Below are 13,070 nucleotides of genomic sequence, written 5' to 3'. Positions count from 1 at the left end.
GCGTTCATCGTGAGAGAGGCAAATGAAGCCACAATTGTTCACGCAGTTGAAGATTTTCGATGGTACTGGCGCGCCCTGTTTCGAGGGCGAGGTGTTGGTCGAAGGAAGCCTCATCCGAAGCGTGGGGCGCGGGGCGCACAGCATCACGCACGAGTCGCACTACGACATCATCGACGGACAAGGCATGACGCTGATGCCGGGGCTCGTCGAAGCGCATGCGCACGTGACGTACAGCAACATGGCGAAGTTCAACGAGCTTGGGCAAATTCCGCTCGAAGAGCACACGCTGTTGACGCTCGAGAACGTGAAACTGATGCTCGACTCCGGATTCACCAGCCTTTATTCGGCCGCATCCGCGAAGTTTCGGCTCGAGGTGCCGATTCGCGATGCGATCGACTCAGGACGGTTTCCGGGCCCGCGCATGCGCGCCGCTTCGCCGGAGCTGGTCGCCACTGGCGGTCTGGGCGACGAACGTCAATATCATATGCATCATCAGGGGTTCGAAGTGATCGCGGACGGCGTCGACGAAGTGCGCCGCACCGTTCGAACACTGATTCGCGAGGGTGTCGATACGGTCAAGGTGAATATCTCGGGCGATCCATTCTATGGCCGTCACGGTTTTGGCCAACGTCTGTCGTATACCGAGGCGGAAGTGGCCGCAGCGGCCGAGGAGGCGCACATGCGAGGCGCGTGGCTGTCTTGCCATGCACGCGCGGACGAATCGGTGAGGTTGGCATTGAAATATGGCTTTCGCGTGATTTACCACTGCGATTTCATCGAGGGCGACACCTTCGATCTGCTCGAAGCGCAAAAAGACCGCGTTTTTCTCGCACCCGCGATCGGCGCGATCTATACGGCCGCCTACGAGGCCGAGCCTTGGGGCATCACGCGGCAGTTTGCGCAGGACCACGAGTTATTCGACATGCTCGAACGATGTCCGCGCGTTTACCGCGATTTGAAGGCGCGCGGCCTGCGCATTTTGCCGGGCGGAGACTACGGATTCGCGTGGAACCCGATCGGCACGAATGCCCGCGATCTCGAACACTTCGTGAATCTACTCGGCTTCACGCCGGCCGAGGCGCTGATGGCCGCGACGAAATGGGGCGGCGAAATCATGGGCATCGCGAATCTGGGGCTGATCCGGGAAGGTTATCTCGCGGATTTGCTCGTCGTCGACGGCAATCCCGTCGACGATATTACGTTGCTGCAGGATCGTGACAATATCAAGATCGTGATGAAGGATGGAGCGTATTGCAAACGGCCTGCGCCGGCCGCGGGAAGGATCGAGCCGCTCGGCGGCCGCCGGGCCTATGCGTGAGCGATGGTGTTTGCGCACGTGCGGATCCAATGCATGGTTATCCGAAATATTTGATGAACGTGGACGGTATTAGCCGATCCGCATGGAGGAGGATTTTCGATGATGATTGGCGGCATTTTTCATTGCGCGATCCGCACGGCGGATCTCGACGCCACGCTTCTTTTCTACAAGGGTGCACTCGGGTTGAAAGAGGTGCCTCGGCCGGCCGGGCTGAAATTCCCCGGCGCTTGGCTTGCCGTGCCGAACGCGATCGGTCAGCCGATTCTTCATGTATATGCCGGCTATGCAGCGGCAGACGGCCGCGGAGAGATTCCAACGGACAACGAACGAGGCGCTGTCGATCACATTTCGCTGCTCGCGCACGGGTTTACGCACTATCGTGCGCATTTCGAAAAGTTAGGAATCAGCGCGCGGGAGCAAAACCAAAACGGCGGCTCGAACTGGCAGATGTTCGTTCATGATCCGAACGGCATCAAGATCGAACTGACCTTCGATCAGGCGGCGGAGCCGGATTTGCCGGTGCCCATTGCCGACGCGCGCCGCTACGACGCCAGCGAGCGGTTCTTCGATGCGCGCGAGTATCCGGCGTTGAAAGAGAAGATTGCGTTGCCCGCGAATGACGCGACGTGAGCGAAGCGCCGGAACGACTGCCTGCTGAGCACGACGCGTGCGGGCGTTCCACCGAAATCGACGTCGCACGCGTGAACGTGCCGGCTGGTGCGGCTCAAGTGGGCTTCCGCGCGCGCATGCGATATCCGCGCTTTGCACAGCCGCTCAGAACGCCGCTGCTGGCTTGCGGCCGCTTAGCGTGTTGTTCAGCTTGCGAATTACTTTATGGACGAGAAGCGCCGGCTTGGAAATGTGCGGGCGCAGAATCGCATGCTTGCGGACGTATCGGGGTACGTACCATTCGGAATGGCTGCCGGCGGGAAACAATGCGGCATCGCCCGCGCGCAGCGTGCGAGGGGCATGGCCCGGCGACGAAATGATCACTTCGCCTTCGATCACGTGAATGGTCTCGTCGACTTCGAAGTACCAATTGAAGCGTCCCGCAGTGCAATCCCAGACCCACATGGTCGTCGTCGAATCAGGGCTGGACGACCATTGACCGCAGCGGGCGACGGGATTGCCCTCGATGATCCAGGCCGGATTGATGGGCGAGGGTTGTAACACAACGTCGTCCAACCGTACGGACTCGAAAGCGGGAGAGGACATCGATCTACCTTTGCAGCTGTTGAATTCGAGGATGGGAAAAGCGCGGTTCCCGATACAGGAAAATGGCTGTCGTGTACTTGGTGAAGAACCGGCGATGGCTATTTTGTAAGGCTGAGCCGCATACCAGCAAGAAAAAAATTGTCTACTTGTAGAGAATTAACAAATTCTGGTAGCGAATTGCAGAGTCGTTGCAAAAGATGATCAGATCGGATGGGTGCGACGCGGTGGAATGTACTGGCATGCATTCACTCGCCAGATTGGCAGGCGGCCGCGTTCGCGGCGGCGGTGCACTTTTCCTGCCGGAAAAGCCTCGATGCGCGGCATTGCGGCGCACCGCCTGAATGACACTGCGTAGGTTGGCGGGTGGTGGCGTGATAGTGGTCCGGTATTTATCCGGGAGTGCGTATGATTTACCAGGCGCGGGGCACAACGCGTTTACAGCGCTCGGACAATTCCGCCGTCCACCCGGATATTTTGGCCGGTGATATAGCCCGCGCCATCCGACAGCAGGAACGCCACCGTCTTCGCGATCTCCTGCGTTTTACCGAAGCGGCCAAACGGAATGCGCGCGACGATCTCGGGCGTTTGCGGCCAACTGTCGATGAAGCCGGGCAGAACCGAATTGATGCGGATGTTGTCGTTCGCATAACGCTCGGCGTATAAGCGCGTGAATGCGCTCAACGCGGCGCGAAGCGCGGACGAAACCGGCATCGCCTGCTCGGGAGCGTCGGCCGCGAAGCTCGAGATGTTGACGATCGCGCCGCCGCCTTGAGCCTGGAAGACCGGCGTGACGCGACGCAGCACACGCACGACGTTCAGAATGATGAGATCGAGGCCCGTGTGCCATTTTTCGTCGTCGATCGACAGCAGATCGCCCTTGGGCGGATGCCCGGTATTGTTGACGACAGCATCGATGCGGCCATACCGTTCGAGCGTCAGATGGACCAGGCGATCGAGGTCGGCCGTATCGGTCACCGAGCCGGCCATGCCGATGCCGCCGAGTTCCGCGGCGAGCTTCTCGGCGCTGCCCGACGGCGACATCAGTGCTACCCGGTAGCCGTTCGAAGCCAGTTCCTTTGCGATCGCCGCGCCCATGCCTTTACCCGCTGCCGTGACGAGTGCCACTTTTTCTACGGTCATATTGTTCTCCTGAATTCGTGTCGTATATTTTGCTGCCTAAAAATCTGCTTTTATTCACGGTACTTTAGAGAGATAGAATGGTTCTGTCGAACCATGATTTCTCATCATTGCCTGTAGTTTTTCTGCTGTATGAAAGATGAACTGAAAAGGCGGCGCCTGCCGCCGCTCAACGCATTGCGCGCGTTCGAGGCGGCGGCGCGCCATCTCAATTTTCGACTGGCGGCGCAGGAGATCGGCGTGACGCAAGGCGCGGTCGCGCAGCAGGTGCGCCATCTCGAAGCGGCGCTGACGCTGAGGCTCTTCGAGCGTCTGCCGCGTGGACTTGCACTGACGGACGAAGGGCTCGCGTATTTCTCCGCTATTCAGCGTGCGTTGCACATCATCTCCGATGCAACCGACGCACTCGACCGCCGGCCGTCGACACTGACGGTCAGCACGACGCCTTCGTTTGCATCGAAATGGCTGATCCCGCGCCTGGCTCAGTTCGGCGAAGCATATCCCGCCATCGAAGTGCGCGTGGTGGCAGACGAAAAACTCAGCACGTTCAGGGGCGACGGTGTGGATATTGCCATTCGTCTTGGCAAACCGCCGTTCGGCAACGCAGTGAGCGGCGATCTGCTTTTTTCTCTCGATATCTTTGCGGTCGGCAGTCCGTCGCTGCTCGATGGTCCGCGCGCGGTCCACGCACCGTCGGATCTGGCCAAGCATGTGTTGCTGCACGACGCGCACGACCTATGGCCCGAATTTCTCGGCGCGCTGGATCTGCTCGATCAGATCGATCCCGCGAAGGGACCGCGATTCAGCATGTCGGCGCTGGCGATCGATGCCGCCATTGCGGGCCAAGGCGTCGCGTTGACGAGCGAGCCGTTGGTGGGCGGCGATATTGCCGCGGGCCGGCTGCGCCGGATTGGCGATTTTTCGTTTCCGCTGTCACTGGGTTTCTACGTGGTATATCCGAAGGAATCCAAATCGTCGGACACGGCTCGGGCGATGCGCGAGTGGTTGTTCGCGCAGCGCGACAAGGACCGGCAAAGCCACTGGGCGAGCTTGCTGCGCATGTGAACCGCGCGGCTCGAACGCGCGCCGGGGCACCGGCGCGCATTGCCGCTTGCTTACGGTGTCGTGTGAGTATCCGGAAACGACGGCAATGCCGAGGCGTCGGTTCCCCACGCTGCGGCAGCCGGATTGCCCGTCATCGTGAAAGTCAGCTTGCCTCCGCGCGCAATTGCCGCGAGCGGCAGCCACGCGCTCGAGTAGGCTGCGCCGTTCAATTGCAGCGATTGGACGTAGAGCGCTGCGGTGTTGTTCGAGCCGGCCCCAGGCGCGACGATGCGCAACAGCCGGTAGCGGCCGTTTGCCTGCCCGATGCGCACGTCGATTTTCTCGAACTGCGGACTCGACAGCGCCAGTCCGCTCACGCCCGGCACGACTGGATAGAGGCCGAGCGCGGCCCACACGTACCAGCCCGAGATTGCGCCGAGATCGTCGTTGCCCGGCAGGCCGCCTGGGCTCGTATCGAACTGGGTTCCGAGCGCCGCGTGCAGCACACGCTGCGTATGGGTAGGCGCGCCGGCCCACGCATATACCCATGGCACGGCCATCGTCACTTCGTTGCCGACGTAGAAAAAGGGTTTTTCGGTACCGACGTTCAGGTTCGTGAAAAATGCGTCGAGCCGCTTGACGACCGTGCGCGTATCGCCGATCCGGCTGAGCAATTCACCGAAATTCTGCGGCACATACCATGTGTACTGTTCGGAATTGCCCTCCATGAAGCCGCCGTTTGCCACCCATGCGCCAGTCGGCGTCTTCGGATGAATGGCGCCCTGGTTGAGCAGATTTTTCCAACTGCCGCTCGATTTCAGCAGGGCGGCGGCTGTGGCCGTGTCGCCGAGGGCCATTGCAAAGCGCGATACGGCGAAGTCGCGTAGCGCGTACTCCAGCGTATTCGACGCGCTTTGGTTGTCGTCCGCGCTTGTCGACGGCACGTAGCCGAGGCGATCGAAGTCGGCGCGGCCGCCCATCACCGGGGAGCCGGCGCAGGCCGCGCCCGGCGCCGTGCTGTTCTTCATGATCGCGAGGGCGGCCTGCGTATCGAAATTCGTTGCGCCGAACGCGTGTGCATTCGCGACGAGCAGCGACCCGGCGTCGCCGGGCATGACCGCGGTTTCCGTGTTGAAGTACGCCCAGCGCGGGAATGCACCGCAAGTTTGCGCGTCCAGAACGAGCGACTGCACGATGTCGCTCGTTCGTACCGGATCGAGTAACGCCTGTAGTTGCATGAACGAGCGGTCGACGTCCCAGCCCGAGAAGTTCGCGTACATCGTGCGGCCGCGCACGACCTGCTTCGTTTTCGGCGTCGCGCCGGACGTGAGAAAGTCGGGATACTGGCCGTTGACATCGTTGAAAACGTTCGGGTGCAGCGATGCGTGATAGAGCGCCGTGTAGAACTTGGTCTTGTCCGCATCGCTGCCGCCTGTTACCTGAATCGCGTTCAAACGCGCATTCCATGCAGCGTCGGCGGCCGCGCGCACTTGATCGAAGTTCCAGTTTGCCCGGCCGGCGGCATCGGTGTCGGGGTTTTCGGCGTCCAGATTAGCCTTTGCGTTTGCCTCGCTGACGAACGAGATGCCGAGCTTCATCAACACGGCCGGTTGTTTTGCGTCGAGCGCGAATGTCACCGAGACGGGCCGATTGGCGGCGAGCACCGGCTTTGCCGCGAACGGCCGGCTGAACTTTGCGTAGTAATAGACTGGCACGCTATGCCCCGCCCAGCAGAAGCCGCCGCCCGCGATTCGGCCCGAGAGCGCACGATCGCCGATTTGCTGGATCGTGTCGCTCGTCGAACCCTGTGCGCGGTTGTTGAGCACGGTCGGATCGATCGAGATGCTGGCTTGCTGGCCCTGCGCGAGCGGCGGATAGCTAAAGCGCGCGTAGCCGGTGCGCAGCGTTGCCGTCAATTCTGCCTTGATGCCGTTGTTGAGCGTCACGGCGTAATAGCCGGCCCGCGCGGTCTCATTCGCGTGACTGAAGCTTGTCTGGGTGCGCGCGCCTGGGGAGAGCGTCGGCATTACGTTCAGGTAGCCGCCGTTTGCCCAGCAGCCGGTGCCGCTCAGATGCAGGATGCTGAATGCGTTGATCGACGTGTCGCCATACCAGTAGCCGCCGGAGAATCCGGAGCCGTCGCCTACCGACGCGTCGTATTGTGCGGTCGGCGTCATCGGGCTCCATTGAATCATCCCGAACGGCAGCGTCGCGCCGGGGAACGTGCCGCCGCCAAGCCCCGAGCCGACCGGATCGGCGGGGCGGTGCGTCGCATAGTCCGTGCCGATCAATGGGTTCACGTATGGCGTGAGTGCGAGGTCTGCGTTTCGCTCGGAGGCCGCACCGCCCGAATCCATCGAACCATTCGGCGCGACGGCTATCGGTTGGGCTAGCGGCGCGAGCCATGCGCCGTCGAACGCAAGCGCATGGCCGCCATACGATGTCAGTGCCGCGTAGAGCATCAGCATCGCACCCGTCAGCTTCCCGCTTCTTCGCATTTTCGTCTCCGTTTGATTTTGTTCCGGATCGGCCGGCCCTGTTCGGCGCCGCATCGATGTTTATGGGGTTTATTGAATTGAGATAAACAAAAGATTTCTGAAACGAGCGGCCGGATGTACGGTCCCTTTAAAATGATTCGGCGCGCGGCAATCAATAATAATCGTTCGCCGAGGTAGCTTGTGGTTTTAGATGAAAGTTACTTTGTTTATATGAATGAGAATGGTGTGTCAATGTTCGCTTGGGTACGAAACAGGCGGAAGCCTCGGCTAAACTGATCGATGCAGGGCTACGCAGGTTGTGTGCCGGGCTATTTCAAATAATATGTCTTATCAATATTCGATGTATTAAAAGACCGACTGTTGGTTGAAAGCATTCGGCAATGACGGCAGCGCGCCGATAAATCTGGGCACGGAAACTTTCACGAATTCAAGTAGACGAGGTATTCAATGGGAACCTTGATCCGCAAGCTGCAGTTTCCGGCGCGAACCCGCGCGCGCTCGCGCTGGGTGGGCGCGCTGTCATTGTTGGGAGGCCTGACGTTTTCGCTGACGGCGCTGGCTGGCGCGACAGGCTATACGACGCTGTTCGGCGGCGGCCCAATCTATAAGAATACGTCCAACAACATCAGCGAACTGGCGGCGTCTGGCGCGACCGAGATCGTCGTCTGGAACATCGCGGTCAGTTCGGCCGGCGATCTGAATTTCAACGGCGAGTTTCCGTTGGTGAAGAACGGAGTGTACGTCGGCAACGCCACCTATCCGAATTTCGCGAACAATCTGGCAGCGTTGAAGCAGGGCACCGTCAAGCGCATCACGTTCAGCATCGGTTCGTCCAATGTCGGCGACTGGCAGAACATCAAGGCTCTCGTGCAGTCGCAAGGAACGGGACCCTCCAGCATCCTCTATAAGGACTTCTTGGCAATCAAGCAGGCACTGCCCTCGGTCGACGCGATCGACTTCGATGACGAGAACAGCTACGACGCCGCAACGACCGTCCAATTCGGCGTCATGCTGGGCAGCCTGGGTTACCACGTGATGCCCGATCCCTATACGAACGCGTCTTATTGGACTTCGGTGGTATCGCAAATCAATGCGCAAAGGCCGGGAACGGTCGATGGCGTTCATCTGCAAACTTATGCGGGCGGGGCGCTGAATACCCCGTGCAGTGGCTGGAATTTCGGCGGCGTTCCGGTGTTTCCGGGTGTCGCGGATTGGGATGACTCGCCGCCGCAGGCTCAAAGTGTGATGAGCGCGTGGAAGAAGCAATGCGGGATCGTTGGTGCGTTCCTTTGGCTGTATGACGATATCGCGGGGAAAAGCTATGGGGGCGTCAGCACAGCGTCGGCCTATATGAGCGCTTTCAGCGCCGGGCTGGCAGGCAAATGAGCAAGTCGGGCCGGGAGGCCGGCCGGTTCGTGCTCGGCAGGCTCCAGTGGGAATCGAAATCCGCTTCGCTTCTGTGCCGATGGGTTGCGCAAGGTGATGGCGGCGTTTCGATTACCGCTTGGTCGGTGCACGATCATATCCGTCCGATCGCGGTTTCGTCGAATGGACGGGATGTGTTTCCGGCGCGAGCGATTCGCATGCGGGAATCATATGCACATGCGCCAACGGGCGCGCATTGGCAACCCGAATATTCGAGGATGTTGGCTTGCCGAGCGGGCCTTGGCCGGCCTTGCACGGAGTCCATCGCCATCGAGTTGGCCGGTATTCACAAAAGCTTAACGAGCCGCTACAATAGCGCCCCTTGCCCAGGTGGCGGAATTGGTAGACGCACTATCTTGAGGGGGTAGCGCCGAGAGGCGTTCGGGTTCGAGTCCCGACCTGGGCACCAGTATTTTTCCCCGAGTCTCAAGGGCGCTAAAAAGCCTATCAGTTTCAGGATTGTGAACCGCTTGAATTTCTTGGGCAGCGCCGAGCGTTAGTGTTCGGTTTTTCATGAGCCTTCGGCCGAAGGCTGTATTGCCGGGCGAACTCACCCGGCGTCAGATCCTTGAGCGCCGTGTAAGGTCGCATCTCATTGTAGTCGCGGCGCCAAGCCTCGGTCTCACGTTTGGCTTCCGCCAACGATTCGAACCAGTGTAGGTTCAGGCATTCGTCCCTGAACGAGCCGTTGAATGTCTCGATGAAGCTGTTGTCGGTGCTAGAGCAGATCAATATTGCATGCACTCATTTTCTGGAATGCATCGCGATGCCATCTAGAACAACAAACCCAACATAGCTGCTTTTACCGCTGCTTCGGTTTTATTTGATGCATTGAGTTTGCGCATTGTATTGACCAAATGAAACTTGACGGTTCGCTCATCAATGAACATGATTTTACCGATTTCCAAGTAAGTTTTTCCGCATGCAGACCATTTCAACGTTTCGCGCTCCCGGGCAGTGAGTTCCACGGTGTATTCGGGGGCTAATTCCTTGAGAAGATGCTGGCTCATTGCGGCGTTGGCTGCATTCACAAGCCATGACATCTGATATTCCCGGCCAACGAGTTCTCGTTCCGTGATGGGTTCGCTGGAGCGAACCATAGTTACGAGTCCAATCATTCCCGCTCGTCCCCCAACTGGCATGCACCAACCGTAACGCAAGCCATAATCGGCAGCTTCCTCCCAGAATTCCACGCTCTGCGCTTGATTATTTGCTTGCCAGATCAGCGGTAGCGACTGTGTCAGACTGTATTTAACCGTCGGGTCGATCGCAAAGTAGTTGTGGCGGATATAGCGTTCCACCCACGCGTCTGGATAATCCGACTGAAGGGAAAATTGCGGTTTGGAAACGGGGAACGACACTCGCGCGCCGAATGCACAATGCTCGAATCCCAGCTCCCGCACCGAGGCGGCCAGCGATTGAAAAACGTCGGCACCAGACGTCGCGGTAGCGAACGAATCTAAATAGACTTCTCTCCATCCACTCATTCTGTACACCTTAATCGGCTAATTGTGTCCCCAAAGGGGTACTTGTGGCATCACCAAGGCGCTAAGGCACTAAAAACCAGTCTTGAATGTATTTCTGTATTTATTTAAGTGTATATTTAAATTGATGTTTGAAAGAAAGGAGCGATATTGCTGGGTTTGAATGTAGGGCGGCAATTGGAGTTGCCCCTGTAACTCAGGACACATGGACACCGTTAGGTTGATGACACCGTAGCGCGCCTGAACTCGCGAGGCGAGCGGTATTTCAGGGCTTTATGCGGGTGGCGCTCATTGTAGTGGTCAAACGCAACAGCCAGACGCGAGAGCGCTATTGTTACATTACGCTTGTCCATATAGGCGACGTAATTGTGCTTGATGGTCTTCACGAACGACTCGGCCATGCCATTGCTCTGCGGCGAACGTACCGGCGTGGTCAGCGGCTCAAGGCCCAGTTCTCGAGCGAAGCTGCGCGTGCGGTGTGGTTGATCACGGCGCACCGGTCTGTTCCCGACTACGCCGCAGCATTGACCCTGAACCGGAATTAGTTGACCTGACACTGCCCGTTTGGGCAGCTTTCTAGAGTGCCAATTATCGGGTTCAATTTTTGTCTAGTTATGAAAGCCAGGGAGATGCTTCAGCCGGAACGGAAGCCCGATATGTGCCGCGAGGCGATCATCGGTGTGCAGCATTTCCGCTCCAAGGTATTTTCAAGGATTCGAGTAACCATTGCTGATCATCCGAGTCAGCATCCGTCCCCGTAAAATTATCTACATTTTCGATATGCTAATAAGAAAGATTGGATTCCTCTCCGGTGTGGCGATCGCGGTTTCCATGGTGGTGGGGTCCGGCTTGTTTGGCTTGCCGGGGCTTGCTGTCGAGTCCACCGGCCCAGTGGTGGCGCTTGCGGGATGGATTTTAATTATTTTATTGATGCCCGCTCTTATTCATATTTTTTCTTTTCTGGGACGGAAATATCCATCTTCGGAAGGTATCGCGCTCTACGCCAGCATTGGATTCGGTTCCTGGTCGAAAAACGGCATTTTGTTATTGACGTGCGGCACTTTGGCCGTGGGTATGCCGGCGTTTTTTATGGTAGGGGGCAGTTACTTGGCGAGTTTATTTGGCATCGATACGAAGATCTGGGCTATTCCATGCGGTGTCGGCCTTGCCATCGTCACAACCACGGTCAACTTGGCCGGCGTAGAAAAGCTGGGCTGGATGAACCGAGTAGCTGTCGCGCTGGTGTTGTGTATCGTGGGATACATCACAATTACGTCGTCAACGCATGTGACTGAAGCATTGGGAGCTCTTTCCGTTGCCGATTTGTCTCAAATACATGTGTCGAGTGTGTGGCTTTCCGCGTCCATTGCATTTTGGGCTTTCCAGGGATGGGAGAATCTTACGTTCGGATTCGATGAAATAGAAAATCCGTCTCAAAATATTCCGAGAATATATTGGTGGAGTTTCGTTTTTGTTGCATTGATTTATCTTGTTTTTGCGGCGACTATCTCGGCATCGGCGCTGCGTGGAATCGACGTTTCTGGATTGGCGGGTGTCGCATCGCTGCTTCCAAGCACTCAGTTTGGTCGCTTCATCATTCTCTTAATGGTCGTCATCCTCGCTGCTAACGCGAATTCATGGGTTTTTGGTGCATCTCGGGCATACATGTCGGCCGCTCGCGCGGGTGTTTTGCCTAAATTTCTGGCTCATGTGACATCGAAAGGCGTTCCTGCAATCAGTTTGCTGGCCGCTTTATTGGTTTACATTGTGATAATGTTCGCAATGCAATATTTTAAAATAAAAACTAGTTATGCATTCCTGATGACGACGCAGGGGTTTATTTTGTTGTATGGAGGCGCGATTCTGGCATTTCTCAAAAATACCAGAAGTGCCGGCAGTAAAATCGTCGCACTCGTCGCGTTCGCGAGTTGGATTTTTCTGATGCAGGGATTCGGCTGGATGATTGTGTACCCGTTGACCTTATTTGTGCTGGGATCTTTGTTGTCGCGTGGAGCAGGGGCGACTGCGGATATTAAAGATTAACTCGATCAATTTTTCCATCCATCACCGCGCGATGATCACGATTATCGCGCAATATTAAATGCTTGTTTTGCACGCCCAATGGGTCCCGCCTTGTTGTCGATGTGACGCATTTATGCCGCATGGCCCGTACTGAATTGACGGTGTATGAAATGTCATGTCTTGTCTTCATTTTATTATCGTGGCATTTTGCTTTCCGGGTAAGGTGTTTGGATGAGGTGTTTTTATTATTCGGCGGTCGGGGGAATCGCTGAAAAATTCTTTGCGGGAATTGTTTTTTGGGGCTGTGCTTGTTGCTTGGATTTTGCCAGCCTGACGTAGTAGGTATTTACATGGAGATATTAATTTATGTTGCTGTGGCTTATTGATTCGATAAAATTTGATTTTGCGTTGATTGACCTCCGTAGCCAGGTAGCTTATTCGGGGTGAAAATGTCGTATCAAATAATGGTAAGCGCGTGCGATATGTTTGGCGTGTCATGGCGGTATTGGTAACGTGTGTCAAAGAGAGAAGGTGATGGCTGGGCAAGAATTCTGAAGCGGCTTGCATAATTTTACCTCGGATTTAATGGTTCTAATGCTCGTCGCTTGCAGTTGACGAATTTGTTGAGTGATGCATTTTCATGTGCCCAGGGGTGTTCGGTATCTACACGCTCTCAGGGTCTCGGAATATATGGGAATTGCCACGCTTTGCGATCAATATGCTTCACGGTGCAATATTTCATAATCGGGTGGATGGCTAGGCACGCGTGAATCGATGGCGCGAAATTTAGTAAGAGGTGGCTGCGCAAATTCGGACAGCCGGATAAGTGGAACGCTCGGGGCCTGAGCCGGCGATAATGCCGGCAAAGGAACCCGGAAGATGACGAAGAGAACCCGACGGACGCACTCAGCGGCGTTCAAAGCGAAA

10 protein-coding genes, 1 tRNA gene and 2 pseudogenes are annotated in these 13,070 nt (G+C 57.1%); 6 read left to right on the top strand and 7 right to left on the bottom strand.

The genetic code is table 11. The annotated features are described in order from the left end of the window. Positions 1–22: 22 nt before the first annotated feature. Positions 23–1,318, top strand: a complete 1,296-nt coding sequence (locus BSIN_RS12585; protein WP_089340757.1) for a metal-dependent hydrolase family protein — start codon at positions 23–25, stop codon at positions 1,316–1,318. 99 nt (positions 1,319–1,417) lie between these two features. Next, a complete protein-coding gene (locus tag BSIN_RS12580; RefSeq protein WP_089340756.1) occupies positions 1,418–1,948 on the top strand; it encodes a VOC family protein in 531 nt (176 codons plus the stop codon). Between the two features lie 144 nt (positions 1,949–2,092). Here the strand turns inward: BSIN_RS12580 and BSIN_RS12575 are convergent, their stop codons facing one another. Beyond that, entirely contained in the window at positions 2,093–2,533 is a 441-nt protein-coding gene (locus tag BSIN_RS12575) for a cupin domain-containing protein (RefSeq protein ID WP_059520243.1), read from the bottom strand. Between the two features lie 435 nt (positions 2,534–2,968). Continuing rightward, positions 2,969–3,673, bottom strand: coding sequence for an SDR family oxidoreductase (locus BSIN_RS12570; RefSeq protein WP_089340755.1), 705 nt, complete (start codon positions 3,671–3,673; stop codon positions 2,969–2,971). A gap of 129 nt (positions 3,674–3,802) precedes the next feature. Here BSIN_RS12570 and gcvA point away from each other — a divergent pair, with 129 nt between their 5' ends. Continuing rightward, positions 3,803–4,735 (top strand): transcriptional regulator GcvA, encoded by a 933-nt coding sequence (gene gcvA / locus BSIN_RS12565; RefSeq protein WP_089340754.1) that lies wholly within the window; start codon positions 3,803–3,805, stop codon positions 4,733–4,735. 50 nt (positions 4,736–4,785) lie between these two features. Here gcvA and BSIN_RS12560 read toward each other — a convergent pair whose 3' ends face one another. Next, complete coding sequence (locus BSIN_RS12560; RefSeq protein ID WP_089340779.1) at positions 4,786–7,212, bottom strand: GH92 family glycosyl hydrolase; 2,427 nt, start codon at positions 7,210–7,212, stop codon at positions 4,786–4,788. A gap of 507 nt (positions 7,213–7,719) precedes the next feature. Between BSIN_RS12560 and BSIN_RS12555 the strand changes: the two genes are divergently transcribed. Both BSIN_RS12555 and BSIN_RS12550 read left to right on the top strand, forming a co-directional pair. Beyond that, complete coding sequence (locus BSIN_RS12555) at positions 7,720–8,598, top strand: lysyl endopeptidase (RefSeq protein WP_143757426.1); 879 nt, start codon at positions 7,720–7,722, stop codon at positions 8,596–8,598. 363 nt (positions 8,599–8,961) lie between these two features. Continuing rightward, a tRNA-Leu gene (locus tag BSIN_RS12550) sits at positions 8,962–9,046 on the top strand. 44 nt (positions 9,047–9,090) lie between these two features. Here the strand turns inward: BSIN_RS12550 and BSIN_RS12545 are convergent. The 3 genes and pseudogenes from BSIN_RS12545 to BSIN_RS12535 form a co-directional block, all read right to left on the bottom strand. Continuing rightward, positions 9,091–9,354 (bottom strand): annotated as a pseudogene (locus BSIN_RS12545) (integrase core domain-containing protein); the annotation flags it as partial. 56 nt (positions 9,355–9,410) lie between these two features. After that, complete coding sequence (locus BSIN_RS12540; RefSeq protein WP_089340752.1) at positions 9,411–10,124, bottom strand: autoinducer binding domain-containing protein; 714 nt, start codon at positions 10,122–10,124, stop codon at positions 9,411–9,413. A gap of 212 nt (positions 10,125–10,336) precedes the next feature. Continuing rightward, a pseudogene (locus BSIN_RS12535) lies at positions 10,337–10,600 on the bottom strand (integrase core domain-containing protein); the annotation flags it as partial. Between the two features lie 247 nt (positions 10,601–10,847). On the opposite strand from BSIN_RS12535, the gene BSIN_RS12530 reads away from it, so the two are divergent. Beyond that, positions 10,848–12,164, top strand: a complete 1,317-nt coding sequence (locus tag BSIN_RS12530; protein ID WP_089340751.1) for an APC family permease — start codon at positions 10,848–10,850, stop codon at positions 12,162–12,164. A 692-nt stretch (positions 12,165–12,856) separates the two neighbouring features. Here the strand turns inward: BSIN_RS12530 and BSIN_RS26220 are convergent. Next, the coding region (locus BSIN_RS26220) for a hypothetical protein (protein WP_218192420.1) at positions 12,857–13,070 on the bottom strand (214 nt) is incomplete at its 5' end.

Origin of the sequence: Burkholderia singularis, from assembly GCF_900176645.1 — a bacterium.
In the GTDB taxonomy this organism is placed as follows: Bacteria; Pseudomonadota; Gammaproteobacteria; order Burkholderiales; family Burkholderiaceae; genus Burkholderia; species Burkholderia singularis.
The sequence above is the reverse complement of the archived record's forward strand: the minus strand, read 5'-3'. Positions and strand labels throughout refer to the sequence as shown.